23 protein-coding genes are annotated in these 25,854 nt (G+C 28.5%); all 23 read right to left on the reverse strand.

All coding sequences use genetic code 11. From position 1 onward, the window contains the following. Positions 1 to 80: 80 nt before the first annotated feature. The 23 genes from pepF to IC213_RS16605 all read right to left on the reverse strand — a co-directional run bounded on the left by pepF (position 81) and on the right by IC213_RS16605 (position 25,849). Positions 81 to 1,970: an oligoendopeptidase F gene (gene pepF, locus IC213_RS16495; RefSeq protein WP_227436275.1), complete on the reverse strand. Its 1,890-nt coding sequence runs from the start codon at positions 1,968 to 1,970 to the stop codon at positions 81 to 83. A gap of 350 nt (positions 1,971 to 2,320) precedes the next feature. After that, positions 2,321 to 4,693 (reverse strand): stage II sporulation protein E, encoded by a 2,373-nt coding sequence (spoIIE, locus tag IC213_RS16500; RefSeq protein ID WP_227825282.1) that lies wholly within the window; start codon positions 4,691 to 4,693, stop codon positions 2,321 to 2,323. An 89-nt stretch (positions 4,694 to 4,782) separates the two neighbouring features. Then, positions 4,783 to 5,703, reverse strand: a complete 921-nt coding sequence (locus IC213_RS16505; RefSeq protein WP_227863286.1) for a Ppx/GppA phosphatase family protein — start codon at positions 5,701 to 5,703, stop codon at positions 4,783 to 4,785. Between the two features lie 114 nt (positions 5,704 to 5,817). Further along, positions 5,818 to 6,102, reverse strand: a complete 285-nt coding sequence (locus IC213_RS16510) for an FtsB family cell division protein (RefSeq protein WP_227436281.1) — start codon at positions 6,100 to 6,102, stop codon at positions 5,818 to 5,820. Positions 6,103 to 6,107: 5 nt separating this feature from the next. Continuing rightward, positions 6,108 to 6,638 carry a spore cortex biosynthesis protein YabQ gene (yabQ, locus tag IC213_RS16515; RefSeq protein ID WP_227436283.1) on the reverse strand — a complete coding sequence of 177 codons (531 nt, stop codon included), beginning with the start codon at positions 6,636 to 6,638 and terminating at the stop codon, positions 6,108 to 6,110. Continuing rightward, the gene (locus tag IC213_RS16520; RefSeq protein ID WP_003421411.1) at positions 6,639 to 6,893 is read right to left on the reverse strand and encodes a YabP/YqfC family sporulation protein; all 255 of its coding nucleotides are present in this window, start codon (positions 6,891 to 6,893) and stop codon (positions 6,639 to 6,641) included. It lies immediately after the preceding gene. Between the two features lie 61 nt (positions 6,894 to 6,954). Continuing rightward, a complete protein-coding gene (locus tag IC213_RS16525; RefSeq protein ID WP_227436285.1) occupies positions 6,955 to 7,197 on the reverse strand; it encodes an RNA-binding S4 domain-containing protein in 243 nt (80 codons plus the stop codon). Between the two features lie 71 nt (positions 7,198 to 7,268). Beyond that, positions 7,269 to 7,547: an HU family DNA-binding protein gene (locus IC213_RS16530; RefSeq protein WP_227436295.1), complete on the reverse strand. Its 279-nt coding sequence runs from the start codon at positions 7,545 to 7,547 to the stop codon at positions 7,269 to 7,271. Positions 7,548 to 7,635: 88 nt separating this feature from the next. Then, positions 7,636 to 9,084 carry a nucleoside triphosphate pyrophosphohydrolase gene (mazG, locus tag IC213_RS16535; RefSeq protein WP_227831524.1) on the reverse strand — a complete coding sequence of 483 codons (1,449 nt, stop codon included), beginning with the start codon at positions 9,082 to 9,084 and terminating at the stop codon, positions 7,636 to 7,638. Positions 9,085 to 9,190: 106 nt separating this feature from the next. Then, positions 9,191 to 10,804: a polysaccharide biosynthesis protein gene (locus tag IC213_RS16540; RefSeq protein ID WP_227436298.1), complete on the reverse strand. Its 1,614-nt coding sequence runs from the start codon at positions 10,802 to 10,804 to the stop codon at positions 9,191 to 9,193. A 119-nt stretch (positions 10,805 to 10,923) separates the two neighbouring features. Further along, positions 10,924 to 11,463: a stage V sporulation T C-terminal domain-containing protein gene (locus IC213_RS16545; RefSeq protein ID WP_227436300.1), complete on the reverse strand. Its 540-nt coding sequence runs from the start codon at positions 11,461 to 11,463 to the stop codon at positions 10,924 to 10,926. 123 nt (positions 11,464 to 11,586) lie between these two features. Next, positions 11,587 to 12,582 carry a peptidylprolyl isomerase gene (locus IC213_RS16550; RefSeq protein WP_227436302.1) on the reverse strand — a complete coding sequence of 332 codons (996 nt, stop codon included), beginning with the start codon at positions 12,580 to 12,582 and terminating at the stop codon, positions 11,587 to 11,589. A 30-nt stretch (positions 12,583 to 12,612) separates the two neighbouring features. Beyond that, positions 12,613 to 15,999, reverse strand: a complete 3,387-nt coding sequence (gene mfd / locus IC213_RS16555) for a transcription-repair coupling factor (RefSeq protein WP_227436304.1) — start codon at positions 15,997 to 15,999, stop codon at positions 12,613 to 12,615. 16 nt (positions 16,000 to 16,015) lie between these two features. Beyond that, a complete protein-coding gene (pth, locus tag IC213_RS16560; protein ID WP_227436306.1) occupies positions 16,016 to 16,576 on the reverse strand; it encodes an aminoacyl-tRNA hydrolase in 561 nt (186 codons plus the stop codon). A gap of 13 nt (positions 16,577 to 16,589) precedes the next feature. Next, a complete protein-coding gene (locus tag IC213_RS16565) occupies positions 16,590 to 17,144 on the reverse strand; it encodes a prepilin peptidase (protein WP_227436308.1) in 555 nt (184 codons plus the stop codon). A 198-nt stretch (positions 17,145 to 17,342) separates the two neighbouring features. After that, complete coding sequence (locus tag IC213_RS16570; RefSeq protein ID WP_227825278.1) at positions 17,343 to 18,125, reverse strand: prepilin peptidase; 783 nt, start codon at positions 18,123 to 18,125, stop codon at positions 17,343 to 17,345. After that, positions 18,106 to 19,188 carry a type IV pilus twitching motility protein PilT gene (locus IC213_RS16575; RefSeq protein WP_227436312.1) on the reverse strand — a complete coding sequence of 361 codons (1,083 nt, stop codon included), beginning with the start codon at positions 19,186 to 19,188 and terminating at the stop codon, positions 18,106 to 18,108. Before IC213_RS16575 ends, IC213_RS16570 begins: the two co-directional genes overlap by 20 nt. Positions 19,189 to 19,293: 105 nt before the next feature. Further along, positions 19,294 to 20,832 carry a hypothetical protein gene (locus tag IC213_RS16580; RefSeq protein WP_227863287.1) on the reverse strand — a complete coding sequence of 513 codons (1,539 nt, stop codon included), beginning with the start codon at positions 20,830 to 20,832 and terminating at the stop codon, positions 19,294 to 19,296. Between the two features lie 20 nt (positions 20,833 to 20,852). Beyond that, positions 20,853 to 21,380, reverse strand: coding sequence for a prepilin-type N-terminal cleavage/methylation domain-containing protein (locus tag IC213_RS16585; protein WP_227436318.1), 528 nt, complete (start codon positions 21,378 to 21,380; stop codon positions 20,853 to 20,855). 38 nt (positions 21,381 to 21,418) lie between these two features. After that, positions 21,419 to 21,985: a prepilin-type N-terminal cleavage/methylation domain-containing protein gene (locus IC213_RS16590; protein WP_227825276.1), complete on the reverse strand. Its 567-nt coding sequence runs from the start codon at positions 21,983 to 21,985 to the stop codon at positions 21,419 to 21,421. A gap of 26 nt (positions 21,986 to 22,011) precedes the next feature. Further along, entirely contained in the window at positions 22,012 to 22,920 is a 909-nt protein-coding gene (gene pilO / locus IC213_RS16595; RefSeq protein ID WP_227863288.1) for a type 4a pilus biogenesis protein PilO, read from the reverse strand. Then, positions 22,913 to 24,625 carry a PilN domain-containing protein gene (locus IC213_RS16600; RefSeq protein WP_227436323.1) on the reverse strand — a complete coding sequence of 571 codons (1,713 nt, stop codon included), beginning with the start codon at positions 24,623 to 24,625 and terminating at the stop codon, positions 22,913 to 22,915. Before IC213_RS16600 ends, pilO begins: the two co-directional genes overlap by 8 nt. Before the next feature lie 15 nt (positions 24,626 to 24,640). Then, the gene (locus IC213_RS16605; RefSeq protein ID WP_227436325.1) at positions 24,641 to 25,849 is read right to left on the reverse strand and encodes a type II secretion system F family protein; all 1,209 of its coding nucleotides are present in this window, start codon (positions 25,847 to 25,849) and stop codon (positions 24,641 to 24,643) included. Positions 25,850 to 25,854: the final 5 nt, after the last annotated feature.

A 25,854-nucleotide genomic window follows, 5' to 3' on the forward strand; every position in this document is an offset into this window, starting at 1 on the left:
ATTTATAAATAGGACTTTAAACTTTTAGTATATTTTAACATTAATTCGATATATTTTCCATGTGGATTATAATAAATCTTTTATAATAGCTTTTCAAGTTCTGCTACTAAGCTGTCAAATTTTTTGATTGTATTTTCTATAGGTTTTGTATTAGTTAAATTTATCCCACTTCCTTTTAATAAGTCTATTGGATAATCTGAGCTTCCTTTTTTAAGAAAATTTATATAATTATCTGAGCCATTTTTTAGTATATCTTGGGCGAAACTGACTCCTGCACTACAGCCTGTAGCATATTTATAGACATAAAAACTATTATAAAAATGTGGGATTCTTGCCCATCCGACCTTAGATAATTGGTCTAATTCATAGTTTTGCCCATAATACTTCTTGAGAAGTTGTCCCCAAACATCATTTAACACTAATGCATTTACACTTTTTCCTTTTTCTACTAATTCATGTATAGTTTTTTCAAATTCAGCATACATAGTTTGTGTATAAAGAGTATCCTTTATTAAATCTAGATATTGTGTTATATAATAAGCTTTCTCACCATTACTTTTAGATTCTCTTATAAGCATCTCATAAAGTAATGCCTCATTAGTAGTAGACGCAACTTCATGAGTAAATATAGATGGACTTGAATTAAAATAATTTTGGTTCTTAGAACTTAGATATTCATATACAGCATGACCTAACTCATGTGATAAAGTTGAAACTGAGCCTAGCGAATTATTATAATTTAAAAGTATATATGGATGATTTTCATAGACAGATAGGCAATATCCACCACTCACTTTATTTTCATGTGAATAAACATCTATCCATTTTTCATTAAACGCTTTGTATACTACATCATTGTATTCTTTTCCCAAAGGTGATAATGCTGAATATACTATACTCTGAGCTTTTTCATAGTTAATATTACTATCAACAGCCTTAACTATAGGTACAGACATATCATATGAATGAACCTTATCCAACTTTAAGACTTTTTTTCTTAAATCTATATATTTGTGTAAACTATCCATATTACTGTTTACAGTTCTTATTAAATTATTGTATACTTTTTCATCTACATTATCAGATTCTAAATACATTTCTAAAGACGACTCATAACCTCTTTCTTGAGAATAAAATATATTCTTTTTAACTTGGCCAGTAATCAAGCCCGCAATTGTATTTATATTATCATTATAAGTAATGAGTTCGTCTTGATAAGCTTTTTTTCTATTTTCTCTATCTGGCGATTCCAGTTCACTTGCATATTGAGCTGGTGTCAAATTAGTTTTTCTATCCATATTTCTAAATAACTCATACACTTGACTTGGAAGACTACTTATTGAAGACACCTTACTTAGAATATCTTCTGATTTATCGTCCAAATAATGTACTTTATTTCTTCTTATATCTCTTAAATACACACCATATTTTCTATTTATATTTTTATTTGAAATAATCTTCTTATAATCTCTATTTGATAATTTTAATATCTCTAACTCTAAATCTGAGCAAATCCCCATATAGTCTCCATAAGATTTACCCATACTATCACTCATATCTAAATATTTATATGAATTTTTATTAGTATCTTGTTTTAATTTTACATAAGCAGAAAGTTTATTTAATCTTATATCAAGTTTCTCTTTGATATCTAACGCAAAAGACAAATGCGTTGGTGACTTTGTAACTTTACCTATGTAATTTTTAAGTTCTTTTGTATCTTTATTAAAACTCTTAAGTTCTTTTTTCCATTGGTCATCACTTTTAAATAGAGACTGTAAATTCCAACATGTTTTTTCATAATCTATTTCTTGTTTTTTTTCAGCATCATCTTCAGTATCATTATTCATGACAGTAATTGCTCTATCATTATTTTTTTGATATCCTTGGTCAGCTTTTATACTTATTATTAACATGCAAAAAATAGAGATAAATAAAGGTATTATTGCTTTGCACAATTTCCTATTCATAAAAAGCCATCCTTTCAATAAGTTTACTTAATAATAGGATGGCTTTTTTTAGATATATTATTCAATTATTCATACTATATAAATAAATATCGAATTAATAGTTATCCACATAATAATCAACATATTCACAGGCTTTACTTGCTTAGAAATTTAGTTATTTCAACATGAATCTCTTTTGATAATAGCTTTTGTTTTTTCTTTTTTTACATTTTATTAACATTTATGCCATACTTATCAACAAATTTTGTTGATTTATACGTTTTTTTTGTTAATAACTTTACTTTTTTCAAAAGTCTATTAACACATTATACACAAGTTATCCACATATTATACACAGAAATTTATAAAGTTTATTTTGTACATATTTTTGTAACTAGAACAGTCATGTCATCTTCGATTTGTAACGCTTGTAACTCCAATGCTCTATCTAATATTAAATTTGAAATTTCTTTTGGATTAGTAGTTTCTATGTTTTTTAAGAAATATATTAACCAATTATCACCTAAATTGTTATTTCTTCCTGCATCTACAATTCCATCAGAAACCATTATAACATAGTCCCCTTCCTTAACTTTTACATTTTTTCTATCAATCTTTACATCTGACAATATACCCACAGGTAAAGATGATGATGATATTAAATCAACTTCTCCATCCTCTCTTTTTATATAGGTAGAACATGCTCCCATCTTTATAGTTTCTAAACTCCCTCGTTTTAAATCTAAAATACCTAAGTCGAGAGTTGAAAACATTTCTTCTGAAGACTTTAATAACAACATATTATTTATAGTATCTATAACTATTTCATCTTTAATCTTTGCATCTATCATTTTTTCTAGTATATCAATAGTAGCAGAAGACTCTTCATAAGCTTTTTTACCTTTTCCCATACCATCGCTTATAGCCATCATATATTTGCCATCATTTATCTCCATATATGTGTAATTATCTCCACAAAGGATATGTCCATCCCTTGACATTGCTGAAACTTCTGTAACAGCCTTATATTTTTGAGACTTAACAAATGTTGCTTTACATTTACCTCCTAAACAGTGACATCCTATTTTTCTAACAGACATATTTTCTCCTACTAGGTCTGAAATTATATCTACAATTTTATTTTCACACATGCAACCATCATTGCAAGTTTTCTTTTCTATTGATATTTCAAACTCGCTGTTACTCTTTGTTAAGTAACTTACTTTATCAACAGTTATATCATATCTCTCTAATTGTTCATATATATTTTTTTCTTTCTCTATATCTAACATTATATCGCCCTCTAAATCCTGAGACAGCGATTTAATTGATTTTGAAATACTCCTTATCTGATTTGCTATTAATTTTCTACTTTCTGAAAACTTCACACTCCAATCATAATCTAATACAAACATTTTATAATAGTGATTTGATATTTTCACTATTGACTCTGGCTTCATACATTCCTTTCTAAAGTTTTTAGGTATATCGTTTACACTTAATTCTCCTTTCTCTTCAATTTTTTCAAGAATATTATATATCATAGTGTATGTATGATTAAATCTTGATTCCCAACACATTCTTCTCATACTACAACTTTTACATTCATCATTATGAATCATATCTATTACATTAGCTATGTCTCTTTGGTCTAGCACCTTATCCTTTTCCCTTATCTTGTCAAATGTATCTGCAAGGTCATCATAGGTTTTATAGATACTGTTTAATCGGCTATTCGTTAAGTTTTTGCTTCTCATAATATAATCGTATACAATTTCATTTGAAGCTACATTACTTTTTATTAATTTTTCAATCTTATTGAATAACCTTTCTGGCAACACAATCACTATCAAGCATCCTAACAATATATCTCTTAGTTGCATCATATTTGAAGTAATACCAGAAGTATATAGGTATATTATTGTCCAACTTAGAATATATCCTAATATACAGAAATATTTATTTATTTTATTAAATGCACCACTTATTAATCCTGAAAAAGAATATATACCCATATAAATAGCTGATGTCATATTATTTAAAATAGATGCCACTCCAATAATTACACCACTAGATGCTCCCATGGTAGCTCCACCTACTATTGAGGTCAGTAATATCAATACTGTTGACAAAATGGTCCTTATCGATATTCCAAATAAAGATATATCTCCTATCCCCATTATACTAAAGGTTAGCAGTAAACTTATTGATATGGCTTCTTCTGTCCGTACAGACATCCTATTGTTTACATTGGCCATTAAACCTATACCATAAGAAAATACATATATAGATATAAACATTATTATTGCTTCTACACCTGCAACAAGCAGATTATACACACACCTATCAGAAAAGAACGCTTGTCCCATGGAAATTGGAAGTAATACCATTGCACCTATAAACGCCACTTTAGCAATTGAATCTAATAGTTTTAGTTTCTTATTTAATGCCATAAATATTGTAAGGCACACAGCATATTTTGCTACATTTCCAAAATCATTGAATGATAACAATATCCCTATTAATGCTGATATAAATACAGGTATCTTGTACTTATCAATCTTTGATGCACATATAAAAAAGGCAATTCCTAAAGGAGCTACAGAGTCTACTATGATAGACCTACTAAGTAAAAATCCCATTACAGCGAATGACACTGTAGTAAAATCAATATATCCGCTTATTAATTTTATGACATTTGGTTTTACAGTTTTGTTCTTTACAACTGCTACACTTCTTTGCATAAAAAAACCTCCTCTTTTGTTTATATTAAGAATTGTAACAAAGAGGAGTAATTTTTTTTGTCATAATCGGTTCCAAATATCAAAAAATATTAATACATTTTTTTTGACTTTTGACATATTAAGCCTTCCAAATTATCGTATTCACTTACGGTTATTTCTTCTATTTCTAATTTTTCCATTATTATATTCAATATTTTTACACCAGCAGTTATAATATCCGCACGTTTTTCTTGTAGCCCTTTTAAGTTCTTTTTATCACTTAATGTCATCTTTATTAATTTTTGTAGAATTTCTTCTATTTCTTTTTTGCATATCTTACTATTATGTATTTTTTCCATAGAGTAAATTTCTAATTCTTGATTAATTGCTGACAATGATGTGATTGTACCTCCTATACCTATAAGAGTTTTTAATCCCTTTTCTTTTATGTAATTTAAAGTCTCACTGATTTCGTTATATATAAATGAACTCATAGCTTCAAACTCTTCATTTTCAATGATATCGTGTTTTAAAAATTTTTCTGTCATTCTAAGAGCTCCTACATTTTTACTTTTATTAAATTTAATTCCATCTGAATCACCTATAATAAATTCTGTTGAGCCTCCTCCAATATCTATAACAATAATATCATTATCTTCTTGTATGCCTTCTAAAACACCTTTAAAGCCCAAATTTGATTCTTCTATACCTGTAACTATGTCAACATCAATACCAGCCTCTTCTTTTGCTAGTTTAACAAAATAATCTCCATTTTTACTATCTCTAAGAGCAGATGTCCCCATACAATAAATATTTTCACATTTTTCATCATTACACTTGTCAGAGAATTCTTTTAATGCTTCTATATTTCTTTGAATCGCATCTTCCTTTATATATCCCTCGCTATCTACAACTTGCCCAATTCTAGTTGTGTTAACAAATTTTTTTCTATTTATAAGTTTTCCATCCACATAATCTACTATCAACAATCTCATTGAGTTTGTTCCAATATCAATAGCTCCTATTTTCATTATAAAATTCCTCCTTAAATCAAAATAAAAAAGTCATCCTTAAACTGAATGACTTTTTTATTCAATCTTAAATTTTAAAATCAATACTCTTGTAGACTTCTTGGCAACTTTTAATCAACGATTTATATCTACATAAACGGTTTCATTAGGCTTTACCATGTTTAACCTTTTTCTAGCTATTTCTTCTAAGTCTCCTTCATATGATTTTTCATCTTTCTTTAAGCTGTTTATTTGTATTTCAGTCTTTTTTAATTGTTTATTTAGACTTGCTATTTCTGTTTTATATTCTTTAGCTTTTTCGTACTCAAATACAAATCCTGTCATTATACTAAAAATTGATATTCCTAAAAATAAACTGATAACAATAATTTGTCCTGAAAATTTTTTTCTTAAGTTCATTTTTCCTACACCCTTTTTTTAGTTTTAGTTTTTTTCTTAGATTTTGATTTTTTCTTGTTTTTTGATTTTTTATTTGATTTTCTCTTTATACTTTTTTTTGTTGCTATAAATATATTTGGTATATAAAATATAATATCAAATAGTAGGTGTAGTGAATAGATTATAACGTAATACAAATTGTTTAAAAAACTGACTATGTAGTATGTAACTTTTTTAAAAGAATTCCTCACAAAACGAATTATTTTATTGATAATTGATAAAACAATTTTACTTATGGTGTTATAGTATAAAATAAAACCAATAAACAAAGCCACAAAATGGTAATATCTTAAATTAAAAAACTCTGTAAGGTTTATTGTTATAAATATTATAATGGTTGCTAGAAACCAAAATAATACATCAAAAATTATTGCAAAATAATTGATGAATTTAAAACTCCCTCTCAGGCTTCTATAAAAATCAAACAACACTCCTATGAGTATTCCACCATAAATAGTAGCGTAGAAAATACTTACATCTTGAGTAAAAGGTATCATCTATCTAAATACCTTTTTCAAAAAACTTTCTTGTGGCTTTTTAGGCTTTGCATATACCATAGAATTTATAGTTCCATCTATGCTAATTATATTTTCGTCTATACTTAGCTTGCTCATATCTAGGTTTTCGCCTTCAATTACCATCTCACCAACAGAAGTTTTAAGCTCTACTCTTTTATCATTAAAAGAATATATGTGCTCAACTCCTGAAATAACCAGCTTTGATCTATCTTTCAAAGTTATATTCTGTTCCATAATATCCCCCCAGTAAATATTTCACTAATACTACTATTAATATACTAGAGGACTATTAATTTTATTCTAAAATTTCGTACATTTCTTTCGCATCATTTTTTAATACATGCTCTCTTACTTCATTTATCTTAAACTTCATCTTCTTCTCTCCAAATTGTATTTCTAATGTATCTCCAATATTCACTTCTGAAGAAGATTTAGCGACTTTTCCATTTATAGTGACAATTCCTTTATCACATGCATCTTTAGCAACAGTTCTTCTCTTTATAATCCTAGATACTTTTAAAAACTTATCTAATCTCATAATTATCACCTTCCTTAGCTCTATAGAAAAAGTGTGGTAAATTTATCCACACTTTTTCACAAGATTTCTAATTATCCATTTATTGTATCCTTTAATCCTTTTCCAGCTTTGAAAACTGGTGCTTTAGAAGCTGGTATATCTATAATTTGCTCTGGATCTCTTGGATTTCTTCCTTGTCTAGCAGCTCTTTCTCTTGTCTCAAATGTTCCAAATCCAACTAATTGAACTTTTTCATTATTTACTAGTGCATCTTGAACAGAACTCATAAATGCGTTTAACGCAGCCTCTGCTTCCTTCTTTGTTAATCCACTTTTTTCTGCCATCTTTGATACTAATTCAGCTTTATTCACGATATTTACCTCCTAAAAATGTTTATAATATAGACTCCTATCTTTCTGATAAAAGTTCTAGATTTTTGACAAATTTCCTTCCACAATTTTATTGTTTTTTAGCCTGATTCCAAAATTCATCCATCTCTTCAAGTGTCATGTCTTCTAATTTCCTATTTAAATTCATTGCACTTTTTTCTACAAACTCAAATCTATTTATGAATTTATCTGTAGTACAGTTCAAGGCTTCTCCTGAGTCTATGTCTAAAAATCTAGCTAGATTTACTATCGAAAATAATAAATCGCCTAGTTCTTCCTTTATGTATTTTATATTCCCGACCCTGTGTTCGTCAAGTAATTCCTGATATTCTTCTTCAATTTTTTTAAATACATCTTCTACATTGTCCCAATCAAAGCCAACAAGAGCTGCTTTATGTTGAACTTTACTAGCCTTCATAAGAGCTGGTAAATGTTTTGGTATTCTTCTAAGGCCATCTGTTACAGTGCTTTCGCCTTTTTCTTCTTTCTTTAACTCTTCCCAAGTTTTTTCAAACTTAGACATATCTAATTTTACACCATTAAATATATGAGGATGTCTATGAATTAATTTTTTGCATATACCATTTACCACTTCTTTTAAATCGAAGTAGCCCTCCTCATTACCTATCTGACAATGGAATATAACTTGTAAAAGAACGTCTCCTAGCTCTTCTACCATTTCATCTATATCATTATTATCAATTGCATTACAAAGTTCATATGCTTCCTCTATAACAGAATTTTTTAATGATTGATGTGTTTGTTTTTTATCCCATTCACATCCAGATGGGCTTCTTAATGTATTAACTATTATTTCTAAGTCATGTACTGTATTATACATCTTTTTAGAACTTTTGGGTATATATAAGCTAGTTAAATAGTCAAAAAAGTTTTCATTTCTGTCTAATTCACATAATTTTATAAACTTTTTACTTTCTAAATCTTTGACACCTGCTCCATTTACTATACATATTTCTTGATTATAATCATAATATTCCATAAGTTTTAACTTTACATTTGATGCTATAAATTTATCATACACTTGAGTTATTATCATACTTGTATCTAAATCTATATATGATTTTTCTATCTCAAAAGCATCTATCAATTTAAATCCATCAGATGGGTCTATAGCTAAATAGTTAAACATAGCGTCTACAAAGCTCATAGAAGGTACTATCTCCACTTTTATGTGCTTTTCATTGGCAAGTCTCTCTATTATACTTACAGTCTTTTCTGCGACCCTTGGATGACCAGGAACCGCATATACTAAGTCACCTTTTGTAGATTCTTCTATAATAAATTCAGATATTTTTAAGTAAACACTCTCAAAGTTTTCCTCATTTTCATAAAAGTAATCTAAAGAAGTGTATTGTATAGTTTCTTTAAGCTTATCAATTATCGGATGTTTCTCTGTTCTAAAAAAGACTCTAGGGCTATTTTTTAAAGATTCCAGTACACCTTGACTTATAAGAGAATAGTCTCCTGGTCCAAGCCCTACAATACTTATCTTACCCATAACATCACTCCCATTAGCAAATTTCACTTTATTTTTGTATTGTTATACAAATAAGGAGCTTTACTATTTGTATAGTATTTCCTTTATTTGCATATATATTCCTATATTATCTTATAAGTTTAACTTTTTTTAACAATTTATATAATTTATCACCTTTTGGCATAGTTAGTATCTCTTCTTTTTTAATTCCGCCTATTCCAAGTATAACTACTACATATACAATACCACCAACACCTATTGCGATTATTGTAGATATACTATTACCCAATAATCCAACTAAAGCACCATAACTCAATTTAACCATTATAAACATTGTCATAACTGTTATAAATGGTTTTATTATAAATTCCTTCTTAGGAAATTTTACATTCATATATTTCTTAACATATAATAAGTTAATCATAGCTGCCACAAAGTATGCTGTAACTGTTCCAAAAGCTGAACCTAATACATTAATATCTGGAATACCTGTCAATGTATAACTTATAACAATCTTACATAACATACCCACACATAAAGCAATTACAGGAACTATTGGTTTTCCCATTCCTTGAATTATACCAGTCAATGTTTGTATTAATCCTAAGAACAGTACACATGGAGTAAGAGTAAACAAGATAGTTCCTACAGATGATGGCTCATGTGGAAATAAAAGACCCATTATTGGTATCGCTAATGATGCCATACCAAACGCACAAGGTAATACTATAAGTAAAGTCACCTTAACAGCACTTTTAGTATCTTTTCTAGCCTTTGATTTATTACCTAATGCATATGCTTTAGAAATAGCTGGAACTAAGCTCATACTCATTGCAGTTGTTATAACGGCTGGTAAATTTATTGTTGCCATTGCCATACCTGTCAATTGACCAAACATTGAATTTGCTACTTTATATGTAAAGCCTGCTTCCATAAGTCTTCTTATTACAATAACATTATCTATCATATTTACAAGTGGCATTACTGATGCACCTATTGTTATCGGAATAGCAACTGTTAAAAGCTTTTTAAAGATATAAGAAACTTGTTCATCCTTAAACCTTTGACTCGCATCTATCTCAGCTCTACGTTCTCTTCTTCCTAACATATAAGCAAACATCAGATAAACCATAGATGCTACTGAACCTATTGTAGCTCCTGATATAGCACCCGCTGCTCCTAAAGTTTGCCCAAAGCTTTTCATAAGTAGGTAAGCCAAAGTAAGACCTAATACAACTCTAAAAAATTGCTCTGCAACTTGAGACACAGCAATCTTAGTCATGTCTTGTCTACCTTGGAAATATCCTCTATATGCTGACATTGCTGGAACAAATAATAAAGCTGGAGCAATAGCTTTCATAGAGTACAATGCACCAGGATTTTTCATTATGTTTGTTACTATGTAGTCAGCTCCAAAAAACAATATACAAAATGATATTATACCAGTTATAAATAAAACTGTATGTGATACTTTAAATATCTTATTTGCACCTTTATAATTTCCAATGGCAACTTTTTCCGAAACCAACTTTGCCACAGCTGTTGGGAATCCAGCAGTAGCTAATGTTAAAAATAGAGTGTACACAGGATAAGCAGCCTGATAGTATCCCATTCCTTCTGAACCAATCATGTTTCCAAGGGGAATTCTAAAAAATCCACCCATTATTTTTACAATTACACCTGCTAGCCCAAGTATAAGGGCTCCTTTTAAAAAGGAGTCTTTGTTTTTGTTATTGTTCATAACATAACCTCCATACTGTTTATATAACAAACTTTAATATACCATATTTTTAATGCTATATTCAATATTTTAAACAAAAACTTCAAAAGACCTTCACGTAAAAGGTCTTTATGATAAAATTATTGAACTTGTTTTCCTAAAAAGTTAGCAGCTATTTTTAAAGATTTTTCTTCACTTTCTGCAATTGTATCTTTATCTTTTGAAACAACTACAATCGAACCTATACAGTCACCAGATGCACTAATTATAGGCATAATAACTTGACTAATATATTCCTTTTGGTCTTCTTTAAATAAAGGTAAAATATTTTTATCTTTTGAGTATTTTACTGTTCTTTCACTTATTATTGCTTCTAACTCATCACTTATACTTTTTTCTTTATAATCTTTTTTAGGAAGTTTAGATACAGCTATTATAGAATCTAAATCTGTTATTAATACACCATATCCTAGTACTTCTGCTAATGTTTCAGCATATTCCTGAGAGAATTCATTTAATTCTCCTATTGGAGAGTATTTTTTAAGTATGACTTCTCCATCTTTTGCTGTGAATATCTCTAAAGGATCTCCTTCTCTAATTCTTAATGTCTTTCTTATCTCCTTTGGGATAACTACCCTTCCAAGATCATCTATTCTTCTAACTATACCTGTTGCTTTCATATTTTTTAATCCCTCCATAAATTACTTTAAGTTTATTTTTACCATTGTTAAGAAAAATATACAAAAAAAGCTATATCTTCTCCAGATATAGCTTTTTTAAGCATATTACTATTTTTTTAGTTTTTATATTGTGATTGTATTTATTACTTTTTCATCTTTTTCTACTTTAGCTTCTTTAGTTAATTTTTCTATTTTCTCTTGATATTTATTTTTTAATAATTGTTCTTTTATAGTTTCTTTAGAATCTTCAAATGGTGTTTGTTCATTTACTTTGTCTGTTACTTTAATTATATGGTATCCATATTGAGTTTCAACTAAGTTAGATATTTCACCCTTTTTCATAGAAAACGCTGCTTCTTCAAATTCAGCTACCATTTGACCTCTTGAGAAAAATCCTAATTTACCACCATCACTTGCTGAAGCATCTTGTGAATATTTCTTTGCAACCTTTGCAAAATCTTCACCTGATTTAACTTCTTTAAGGGCTTCTTCAGCTTTTTTCTTGGCTTCTGCCTTCTTCGCTTCTGAAAGTGGCTTATTGTTATCATCTACTGTTTTTAATAAAATATGAGAAGCTTCTACTTCATCTTTTTTGAATTCATCTTTATGTGTATCATAGTATTTTTTCATTTCTTCATCTGATATTTTAGTTTCTTTAGTAAAATTAGCTTGATAGTTTTGCATAGCTAAATCTTTTTCTTGTTGGTCTTTTAAAAATGTATCATCTATACCTAATTTTTCAAGTTGTTTTTTATAATTTTCATCTTTACTCATAGCGTCTTTTAAATCTTTAAAACTTTTTTCAACATCTTCTTTTTTAGGAAGTAAGTTATCTTTTTTAGCTTGTGAATATATGACTTCTGTAGTTATAAGTTGTTCAAGAATTAAGTCTTTAAACTTGTCCTTATACTTTACTCCTTTTTCAACTTCTTTGTCCCAAATGTCTTTTCCATAAGTTTGTTCCATAGAATCTTTATAAAGAGCTATAGTTTTTTTAAATTCATCTGATGATATTTTTGTACCATTTACTGTTGCTACAGTTCCATCTGTGCTTGCGCTACAAGCTGTTATTGATACTACAACTATCATAGCTATTACTAACGTTATTACTTTTTTCAAATTTAAAACATCCCTTCTTAAATTTACAAGTTATTTTACCTTGCACATTTTTTCTAACAGTTCTTCTAATTCTGTAACTATATTATAACCTATTTTTTGTTTAGTTCTATACTTTGTTATTGGAACTAATAATATTTCATCTTTCACTTGTCTAATTTTTTCTATTTTTAATATCTTACACAATGATTTTATATAAGCTATTGTAAGTAGTGTTTGTACTGGTTTAGGTATATCAGAGAATCTATCTTCAAGTTCTTCTTGTATATCCAACATATCTTCCCTATTTTCAATAGAAGCAATCTTCTTATACATTTCAATCTTAATCAATTCATCCTTAATATAATTGTCTGGAATATATGCATTTACACTTAAATCTATTTCAACATCAATTTCCTCAACAATAGGCTCACCTTTAACCTTTTTAATTGCATCATTAAGCATTTTGACATATAAATCATAACCTATGACTGCCATATGACCATGTTGTTGAGAACCTAAAATATTTCCAGCCCCTCTGATTTCAAGGTCTCTCATAGCTATTTTAAAGCCTGATCCAAATTCTGTAAATTCCCTAATAGCCTTTAATCTTTTTTCTGCTATTTCACTTAAAGTCTTATCTTTTTCATACATGAGATATGCATATCCTTGTCTGGAACTTCTTCCAACCCTACCTCTTAACTGATATAACTGAGCTAATCCCATTTTATCTGCATCGTATATAATCATGGTATTTGCATTGGATATATCCATGCCTGTTTCTATTATTGTAGTACACACTAGCACATCATAGTCTTTATTTAAAAATCCTAAGATTATATTTTCTAGTGATTTAGAAGTCATTCTTCCATGTGCAACAGCTACTCTAGCATCTGGCACAAGCTTTTGAATCATACTTGCCATTTCTTCAATATGTTCAACTCGATTGTATACGAAGAATACCTGTCCACCTCTGCTTAATTCTCTTTCTATTTCATCTTGAATTACGCTTTCCTTACTCTCAGTAACATACGTTATTACAGGATGTCTTTCTTGCGGGGGTTCTTCTATAACACTCATATCTCTTATCCCACTTAAAGACATATGTAGAGTTCTTGGTATAGGAGTTGCTGAAAGTGTAAGAACATCTACTGTAGATTTAATTTTCTTTAAAGCTTCTTTGTGTTTTACACCAAATCTTTGTTCCTCATCAATAACTACAAGACCCAAGTTTGGTAAATTTATATCTTTAGATATTATTCTATGAGTACCAATTAAAATATCTACTAACCCTTTTTTAGCATCTTCAATAATCTGCTTTTGTTGCTTTGGAGTCTTGAATCTACTCAAAACTTCCACTCTCAAAGGATAATTTTCAAACCTTTCTTTAAATGTATTGTAATGCTGTTGAGCCAGTATCGTTGTTGGTACTAATACTGCAACCTGCTTTTGGTCCATACATGCCTTAAAAATACTTCTAATTGCTACTTCTGTTTTTCCATAGCCAACATCTCCACAAACAAGTCTATCCATTACTTTACTTGATTCCATATCATGTTTAGTTTCCTCTATTGCTTTTAATTGGTCTTCTGTTTCTTGATATGGAAACAAGGATTCAAACTCTGCCTGCCAAGGTGTATCTTTTGAAAACTTATACCCTTGTATCTTTTCACGTTTTGCATAGAGTTCAATTAAGTCTTTTGTCATATCTTCAATTTCTTTTTTGACTTTTGCCTTTGCCTTTGTCCACTCATTTGTTCCAAGCTTATTTAACTTAACTTTTTCTACCTCTGCACCAATATATTTTTGTACTTTATCCATCTGATCTATTGGTACATATAAATTATCTCCACCTTGGTAAACTATTTTCATGTAATCTTTTTTGATGGCGTTAACTGTAATCTGTTCAATTCCTGTGTATCTACCTACACCACTATTTTCATGTACTACATAATCTCCAACGCTTAAATCTAAAAATGACTCTATCTTCTTTCCTTTTTTGGCTTTTTTATTACTAGTCTTAGAGGCTCTCTTATAGACCCCTATCATTTCATTATCTGTTATAACAACAAATTTTATGGATTTATACTGAAAACCACTATTTATATGTGCAGGTACAATTACAATTTGAGAAGATTTAATTTCAATATCTCTATCTTTAGAAACAGTTGTTTCTAAGCCTTTATCCAATAAATCTTTTCCTAATTTATTTGCTCTTTCCAATGTATTTGTAGCCAAAATTATTTTATAGCCATTGTATTTCAGCCGATTTAATTCTTCTACAAGTAAGTCTACTTTTCCATTAAATGTAGGTACTTCTCTACTTTCAAAATTTATTATGGATTTTACAGAAAAGTTATTTATAGACTTTGGTAATAGTGAATTTAAGACTACAGACTTGTCTTTTACTAGGTACTCTAAATCTGTATAGTGGTATAATAGTTTTCCTTGATTTTTAATAGCTAAACCTCTTTCAAGGTTTAATTTGTAATTTTCTCTAAACTCATTTAAGTAATTTTCACATCTTTCCTTAAGTCTTGTTATATCATTGATAAATACTATTGCATCATCTGCTAGATAAGTAAATATACTTTTGTTTTCTTCTGGATAGATATAATCTATATAGTTTTCTACACCTTCAAAATAGGTCTTACTTGATATATATTCTATATTTTGAAAGGTTCCTTCATCAGTATTTTTAGTTGTTTCTTTTTTTAATCTAACTAATGCATCTGTAGTTTTTTCTGGATAAATAAATTCTCTTGAAGGGGTTATAGAGAATTGTTGTAATTTATCAATTGATTTTTGAGAAAATACGTCAAAAGTTCGTATGGAATCTATCTCATCATCAAATAATTCCATACGAATCGGATTTGTATACTCAAGCGAGAACACATCAATAATTCCACCTCTTATACTAAATTGACCAAACCCTTCTATTTTTGAAACTCTTTCATATCCTAAGGAAACTAACTTCTCAGTTAATTTTTCTAAATCTAAACTATCCCCCACTTTGTAATGAGACACACTATCAAGTAAAACTTGTTTTGGTATATATTTTCTTAAAACGGCTTCAATAGAAGTCACTAAAATTATTTTTTCTTTCTTTGCTAGTTTTAACAACACCTTTAATTTTTTTGCTTCTTCGTTTCTGTCCTTTGCATCTAAATGATAAAAGTAAATATCTTGAAACCCTAAATATTCGACCTTATCCCCAACATAAAAATTTAAATCTTCATATACTTTTTTTGCTTCTAAATCACTACTTGTGATAAAAATCATTTGTCGTGACAAATCATTAAACATAGAATATGATATATGAGGTTTTTGTACTGGTAAAAGTCCATTAACCAATAATGAGCCTTTTGTATTTTTTATGCAGTTTATTATATCTTTATACTCTTTTGAGTTCTGCAAAGGATATAAAAAAACATCATTCATTTAAATCTCCCTCTCACTATCCATTGTATTTGTTCATAGACATGTCTATATTTTCTCTTATTATTGAGTCAACAGCACACGCCGCTTTTTCTAGTGCTTCATTTATATTATCAGATTCTTCTTTTCTAAATCTAGAAAGTACAAAATCTGCTAAGTCTTGGCCAACTTCTGGCTTAGATACACCTACTCTTACTCTTGGGAAATCATTTGAACCTAAACACTTCGTTATAGATTTCATTCCATTATGAGTACCACCACTTCCTTTTTTTCTTATGCGTATCTTTCCAACATCTAAATCTATATCATCATACACTACTACTATATTATTTAAATCTACCTTATAATATTTATATATATCTATTAATGTTTCTCCACTTAAATTCATATAAGTTTGTGGTTTTACTAGTAATACTTTTTCAGTACCTACTCTACCTTCGCCAATTAAAGCTTTGTGTTTTATTTTAGTAACACTAATGTTGTATTCTTTTGCAAGAATATCTATGACATCAAATCCAACGTTATGTCTAGTCTTTTCGTATTTTTTTCCTGGATTTCCTAACCCTACTACTACGTACATTTTTTACCTCCTGTTATAGAAATTTATATAACAAACTATAATAAAAATCAAATATATTATACTCTGTAAATATTATTATAATTGTCGCTAGAGAAATAAATGGTGTAAAAGGAATTTGTTTTTTGATATTTATATTTTTAAAAATTTTAATTACATATAAAATAACAAAAAATAAAAATGCTAAAATAAATGATAAAATTATCACATAAAATCCATAGTTATTTCCCAATGCAAAGCAACATAAGCTATAGAGACCTACATCTCCATAGCCTAATCCTTTTGTAAATTTAGCAATAATATAAGGTATAATAAAACCTATTGCCAGTCCAAATATATGACTTATATAGTCAATTTGCACTATATTGCAAAAGATTAAAAAAATTACACCTTGAACTATTATACCACTAACTATTGTTATATCATATACATATATTGTGTAGTAGTCTATAATAGATATAATTATTAAAAATGGAATCAATACTATATATTGTACACATTCTGTACTAATCCCAAATTTTAGATATATTAATACAGATAAAACTACAGTTACTATGTAAATAAAAAGCATATTATACGAACTTTTCTTTAATCCATCACAAAAAATATATAAGGATTTATTTATCAAATATGCAAAAAATAAGGAAATTATTATTATATACTCCATAGTCTACAGTACTATGTAGTAGGGTTAATAATAATATTGTCCTTATTGATTACTTTAATTCACTTTTATAAAAATTAAAATTACATTAAACTTAACTATCCTCTACATAAGTATAGAAAAGTAAAATTCAAGTAATTGTCTTCCAAATAAAATTGTTATTAATGCTCCAATTGATATAAATGGCCCATAAGGTATAACAGAATTGTATTTCTTTCCCTTTATCTTGCTCAAAACTATCACACAAATTCCATATACTGCTCCTACATAAACACTCAGTAAAGCTGTTAAAAGACCATTTTTAGCACCCATATATAAGCCTAACATTGCGAATAGTTTAATATCTCCTCCACCCATGCATTCTTTTTTTATTATGAATTCAATTAGAACTACTATAAGCCAAACGCTTCCTCCACATACAAAAGCACCTATAATAGAATCTTTAATTGAAACTTCTTTTAGTAGAAGATTAAAAATTATAGCAAATATAGCCCCAAAAACTAGTATCCTATCTGGTATTATAAAGTGGTCAATATCTATAAATGTTATTACAATTAATAAAGATACAAGAACCAAATAATAAATAGTTGATATGGATATTCCATAAACCATAAATACTGTTAAAAATAAAATTCCTGTAATTAACTCTACTATAGCATATCTACTAGAAATTTTCTCACCACAATATCTGCATTTTCTCCCACTCATTAAATAGCTAAAAACTGGTATTAAGTCCATAGGCTTTAATCTAGTATTGCAACTCATACAATGAGATGGTGGACTAGAGATAGATATACCTTCTGGAATCCTAAAAATACAAACATTAAAGAAACTTCCAAATACTAGCCCAACTACAAATACATATAAATTAACGACTATAATTTCCATTATAACTTACTCCACCTATCATTCTAGTCATAAATTCTTGGTCAGTACATCTACTAAGTGCCATATCTTTTGTAATCTTTCCATTTTTATAAAGTTCCATTAAATCTTGATCCATAGTTTTCATACCTGCTTTAACTCCAGTTTGTATCATATTTGGAATTTGATATGTTTTTCCTTCTCTTATTAGGTTTTTTATTGCTGGTGTTGCAAACATCAATTCAATTGCAGCTATCCTACCCTTCCCATCTGATGTAGGAAGTAATTGTTGTGATACTACCCCTTCACACACTGTAGACAATTGAGTTTTTATTTGTTGTTGTTGGGCTGGCTGGAACATGTCCACTATTCTGTCTATTGTCTTAGCAGCACCAACTGTATGTAGTGTTGAAAATACTAGATGTCCTGTTTCTGCGGCTGTTAACGCTATTGACACAGTCTCAGGGTCTCTCATTTCCCCTATTAGTATTACATCTGGGTCTTGACGTAAAATAGCTCTAAGAGCTGAGTGAAAACTTTCTGTATCAGTTCCTACTTCTCTTTGGTTTACTAAACTTTGTTTGTGGTGATGGACATACTCTATTGGGTCTTCTAGTGTAATTATATGTTTTTGTTGCGTTTCATTTATTATATTTATCATACTTGCAAGTGTTGTACTTTTACCACTTCCTGTAGGTCCTGTAACTAAAACCAATCCTTTATGTCTTTCAGTAAAAGATTTTATGTTTTCTGGAAGTCCTAGTTTCTCAAAAGTTGGTATTTCTGCTGTTATAGTTCTTATTGCTATTGCATAATTTCCTTTTTGTCTATAGGAGTTTACCCTAAATCTTTCTCCAGTTTTTAGAGAAGCTGAAAAATCAGCTTCTCCATGTTCTTCTATTACTTTAAACATAGATTCCCCTGCTATGTCTTTTGCCATTTGCATCGTTATCTCTGGTGTCAAGATTTGTTCACTTAGCTTTACAAATCCACCTTTTACTCTAGCTACAGGATTTGTACCAACTGTTATGTGTATATCTGATGCATTTAAACTTATTGCTTGCTCTAATAAATCATAAATATACATAATATTTATTCTCCATATCTTTTATTAATTTACTTACTTTTTTAGTAATAAACATACAAAGTCATTTTATTACTTATTAGTTTATACTAAGTTATAGTTTTGTGTTTAGTTTACTTTTTTGTACGAACTTATGTCATGACTAATTGAAATTTTATCTTTTATGTCATAATTATCTAATATATTTGAATCTACATTTATATTAAATTTAACTTTAGCTTCAACTTCATATTTTGAATTTGAGTTTTCTTCAACACCTAATCCAAGAACATTTTTTTGTCCATCTTTAACTTCTACCTCTTTTATTCCATCTTTATCACCAGTTACTACTAAACTTAACTCTGCCCCTGAGCCATTTTCTTTTAATTCTGGCCAGCTTTCTTTCGTCATGTCGTAGTCAGCTTTATAAAAAGGTATTTTTATAGTAGCATCTTCTGTTTTATCAACTTCTTGAGGTTTTAATTCCTTCAGTCTACATTTTATCTCCGCTAAAAGCTCATTTTGTATATAATCAAAAGTTGTTATCAAAGTCATATTATCATATTTAACAGGTATTTTCTCATAAGACATACTTTTTAACTGATTACATTGGTCTGATATCTCATATAGTAACTCTTTATATTCCAAAAAATCTTCTGCTGTATTTTTATTTCCACTATATATATTCTCACTTAATTTTTCAAATTTCCTTACATTATTTCTCAAGTGAACCCTCAAAGCATTAAATCCTTCAGTTTGATTTGGTAAGAGTTTTAACAAGTTTTCTAATGTATCCCAGTTACTATTCCAACCATATCTCTTCCCATTTATTATAGGATTTTGTATTAAGTCATAATATTGTTGAGAATCTGGAATTCCATCATATATTTCTACTTTTGGTTCATCAATATGAAATGTATGTCTGTATTCAATCATATTTTGCATTGCCAAAGAAATACTATCTAAAGCTTTATAAGTGTATGAAAATGTCCCATTTAAATGTTCATTTTCAACTTTATTTCCTTCTAAAAACATTTTTAAAAGAATATCATTATTTACTAACTTTGCCTGAAGTAATGTAGTTGAATCTATATCTCCAACCAAAATACTTTCATTTATTTTACTGATATCTCCAGAAGTATAAGTCTTACAAATTCTTAATGTAGAATCTCTATGTGAAAGAATAGTTTCAGCTATATCTTCAATATCCCTATCCTCAAATATATTTAAACCCTGTAATTTTTTTAACTCTATACTAGCTTTTTCTAAATCTGGAGCAGCTTTATTTAAATAGAACTTTATATTATTCATATACCCAAGTCTCTCCACTGGAAGATTTTCCTCATCTTGATTATTAAGTTCCAAACTTGATATATTTCTTAATGCTGACCTTGATATTGATTTTTCTTGATTTTCACTTTTAAGTTCATTATCTATTTTTTCAAGCTCATCATACAATTTTTCATATGCTTTATCAACACTATTTTCCACACATGTATCTGCTAGATACTTGGCCTGTATACCCTCATTAGTAGTCTTTGTAGATTTTATTCTATTAGCTATCTGATTTGAAAATGTCAATCCAACAATAGAAAGCAATGCTACTACAACCAAAACTAAAACTAATGCCGCCCCTCTTTCGTTTTTTATCTTATTATACTTCCTCAAAATCTCACCCCCAAGTAAAATTATTTATCTTTAAATATTTCAGTTACAATTTTAACTTCTTTTTTACTTGAATAGTCATTCATGCTTTTTCCCGTTGCAGTTATTTTGTATATTTGACCACTTTTATCATCTACAATAACCTTTACTTTGTTTGTAATACTTTCCTTGTCAATTATATTTCCGTCTTTATCTTCTACTGTTGTAATCTCTTTATATGGAGTATCATATAAACTCACATCATCCTTGTTAAGTACTTTATCATATACGACTTTGTTTGATTTATCTATTAATTTTTCATATTCCACTGTTCCATCTTCTCGCTTATCCAGACTGTCAAAATCAAATGTTCCACTTTTTATTTTCTCTCTTAAGTTCTCTATTTCACTTTGAACATAATTTAAGGAACTTATATCTGCTTCATTTTTAGTGTTGGCCTTTTCATTAGTATTGATAATATTAAAAAATGCAAATAATATAATTCCCATAATCGCCATAGCTACTAATACTTCAATTAAAGAAAATCCTTTTTCATTACTCTTTTTACTCATATTTTATCAACCTACTTATTTTTTAAATAAATTCCCATTTACCCAATTCTTGACATAACATCAAATGTATAAGTCTTGTTATTTAAATCACTGCTTTTCTGGCCTTCTTGAACTGATTCATTATAATATACACTTACTGTATAAATAGATTTATCAGCTTGTTTTTCTATTTTAAATGGCGTTTCCTTCATTTCTTTATTGTTTTGAACTAATGGTTGATTAGAAATTATTTCTTCTCTAAGTGCATCTTCAGTATTAGTGGTATTTTCTTGAATTCTTGTTACAGAGTATACTCCTGTATTGTTTTTGGTATCTATAGATACTTCATACTTTACTGTATTCTCTGGAGTTTCTATATTGTATTCATAGCCACTACCTGAACTGTTCTTTGTTACATCCTTACAGTTTTCTAAGTCTCTATTTAAATATTTATTAATTAAATTAATATTTACTTGAGCATCTGTAATGATTTGTTGTTTTTTTACTGCTGATGTTATACCATTAAATACTTTATAAGAAATACTTAAAACTATAGTCAATATAAATACAGCTACTATTATTTCTAATAAAGTAAGACCTCTTTCATTGTTTTTGTACAAGCTCATCACCTATCTTTAAAACCTATTTGGTTTTATTTTGCACTAGCTTTAAATGGATTATATTTTCCTGGTCTCCATGAAGATGGATTATCTGTATCAAGTATCATTGTAGTATTTTCTTTAGTATACATTATAAATTTAAATGTAGCCTCTACTACACCTTCTGCTTGTGGAGTTACTACTTCTTTTTTTGTTTCTTTTTCTGTTGCAGCTCTAAGTACACAAGTGTTACATAGATAACTTGTTGACCTATCTAAAAGTTTGTCATTCTTAAGAATTTCTCCTTCTTTTATCAATGGACAGTCATTATATAAATGCCATTTATCTTCGCCTTCTACCCAATATATTTTTGTATCTTTATTTATGTTCACATTTTTAATTAAGTCTTTATTACTTGTTGTCTCTTGTTCTTCTTTTTCTGGCTCTATATATGAAGTCATAGTATAGTCTAATATCTGAGTAACATTTTTTTGCTCTTCTAAATAAGCCATCAATTTTTTAACATTTCTATAATCCCCTCTAACACTTATTGTTGTTGATATTCCATAAAAATGTTCATATTCTCTAATATTTCCAACATCATAGCTAGTTAAGTCAATATTATATGTTTTCATTTTCTTGTCTAAACCAATTAGAAACAGACCATCTTGCATATCATATAATAGGTTTTTACTTTTTTCATTTAATTCAGTTTCAATATTTTTAAGTTGTTTTTCATATTTTGGCATAAGAGCTGTTTTCTCTTTATATGTATTTAATTTTTGTGTAGCTTGTTTTACAGAATTTTTTGTAGAAACATATTTCTCATATTGTGGATAAAGTCCAAAATATCCATAGGATAAAATAGCAAGTAAAATTACAACTTTTATAAGTATTCCCTTTAGACTAACTTCCATTTTAAATATATCTTTTATATCTTTTTTAAATATGTCCTTATTCATTAGTTAATACACCTTCTTTCAGGTATAATGTCATATTAAATGTATAGTTGGAATTCTCTTCATTGCTTTTTATGCTATGCAGTTTAACATCTTCAAAATAATACAAGCCCTTTAATTTATATAAAAACTGACCTACATAAGAAGAATCTTTAGCATTTCCTTCTATGTTTATAACATTTGGTATCTTATCATATAATGGTGTTTTATCATCTTTATCTGTATCAGCACTATCAGTTCCACTATCTCCAGTTAATGCTTCTGACACATTTGTAGTCTTATCTTCATTTAAATCACTGCTGGCTTTATCTCCATCACTACTACTTTTTGTATTTGATTTTGTTTCATTACTACTTGATTTATTTGTGGTAGTTTTATTGTTATTTGAGTTCTCAGTTTTATTAGTAGTTCCAAGATTTTGATAAGTCGTTGATAAACTCATTAGTTCAACTCTACTTGGAGTATTTTTATCTATATCATCCAATAGATTTTCCCATTTTACCTTTTTCCCAATTAACATATCATATACCTTTATTTCTTCTGTTTTACTTTGTATCATTTTTTCTATATTTCCAATTTGATAGTAAGCAGACTCAATATTTCTTATTTCATCATTTACATTTTCAAGTTCTTTATTAGCTAAACTGTTTGAAAAAATTAAACATAAATATGGAATAGAAATCACTAAAATAACCACAGGTGCCATTTTCATTACACTTTTTATTTGTTTAGCTTTCATTTGTTTTCTAAGTATATCTATTGGTAGAAAATTTATATTTTCAAAATCTTTTTTGTCTTTAGGCTCTATCATACAACCTAAAAGTTCTACAATTGAATTTATATCATCTTCATCTATATCACCAGATACCATATCAGCTATATCCATTATCTCTGTAAGACCTTGAGAAACATAGTTTGAAAATGCAGAACTAAAAGCCTCATAAATTAATTTATTAGAGTACCTTTTCCCCAATATCAATATAGTGTCTGTTACCTTACCAAAGTTTCTTGACGAATAGTAATTCATAAGTCCTTTTGACTCTTCGACCACATTTAATAATTGCATTTCCATATCTTTAGCAGTTATTCTTATTGGTATATTATCACTAATAAATAAAGTATCTTTTTTATATATGTTTATAATTGTGCTATTATCGCTTATATTTGTCACCATTATATCATTGTAATCTAAATTCTTGAGAATTCTTAAATAAGCTGTTGATAATGTATCTATTCTATCCAATACCAAATCAAATTCATGTATTATATCTACAATTGCATTTATTTCTTCTTTCTTTATAGCCCCAATAATCAGATTTAAACTAGCCTCTTCACCTTCTGACCTATCAGATATCTCACTAGATACTTCATATGAAAATACATACTCATCTGATTCCAGGGCCATCATTTCATCCATTTCTAGCTTCATAAATCCATCTAAATCTTTTTTATCCATCTTAGGCAACTTTTGAGGTTTTAGAATTACATCTCTCGTATTCAAACAAAACACTATGTGTTTTGATTTTAACTTTACATTTTCTAATGCATATCTCAATAGAGCATACTTTTCTTTAGAAAAATCTTGAGCAATATCCTCTATTGAAAATACATTAAAGTTTTTTATATAAAATTTATCTTTATCATGTTTGTATCTGCCTTCAACTATGGATATAGAATCACCATAATATGATACATAAACCTTATTCATTTGTTGTTTTCCCTCCTACATAGCATCATATATACTAAGCATTGGCATGAATATTGATACAACCAGTACCGCAACTATAATACCAACTGCAATTATTAAAACAGGTTCTATCATTGATGCCATTCTATTTAGATAAATTTCGGATTCATATTCATAGAATTCAGCCATCTGTCTACTTATGTTCTCTAATTCCCCTGTCTGTTCCCCTATAGCTATCATCTGCACTAAAACTGAATCAAAATACGTATATCTTTCTAAGTTTTCTGCTAGACTTTCACCTCTTGTTATTCCATCTTTTGCTGATGTTAAAATCTTTTCTGCCATAGTATTATTTACACTATCTATAATATAATCGAGCCCTTGAACTAATGGATACCCAGTTGATACAAATAGATACAATGCTCTTGAAAATCGTGTAGCCACCATACAGTTTATACCTTTTCCCAATACAGGAATTTTATTTATAACTCTATCCTTTTGAGCTCTACCCACTGGTGTTTTTAGATACTTCTTAAATTGGTAAATAGACAGTATAATAACTAAAAGTACTATTGGCCAAAATGTCTTCATAAATGTACCAAATCCCATAACAATCCTTGTTACAAGTGGAAGAGTAGCACCTACTGTTGTGATTGAATTAATCATCTTAGGTACCATAAATGCTGTAAATATAAAAATCATTATAAATGAAGAAATCAAAACTATTAATGGGTATGTAGCTGCATTTCTAAGCTTTTGCTTAACTCTATGCTCACTGGAATAAAATGAAGCCATACTTTTTAATACTTCATCTAGTTTACCTGTAGCCTCACCTGTAGCCACCATAGCACCAAGTAACTTTGGAAACTTAGACTTTGGTGCAAGCATTGAGTCAGCAATAGTAGAACCTATTTTTATCTCTGCTACTATACGATTTATTTCTTCTCTTAATGTAACATTAGTTGACCTTCCTGCTAATGTTTCTAATCCAGAAATACTATTTATACCAGAAGATACTATAATAGCAAACTGTCTGCAAAAATGGCTTATTTGGTCAGCTCCTAAGTCTTTTTTTCTCTTTCTAGAAGATATATTTATATTTTTACTTTTACTTTCTTTGATTTCAAGAACTCTAAGATTTCTTTTTCTAAGAAGACTTTTAGCTTCATTAAAATCATTAGCTTCAATCACATCAGTTTGCTTTTTCCCATCCTCTTTTATTATTGTATACTTAAAACTTTTCATAATAT

Origin of the sequence: Clostridioides sp. ES-S-0049-02 (assembly GCF_020658465.1) — a bacterium.
GTDB lineage: Bacteria > Bacillota > Clostridia > Peptostreptococcales > Peptostreptococcaceae > Clostridioides.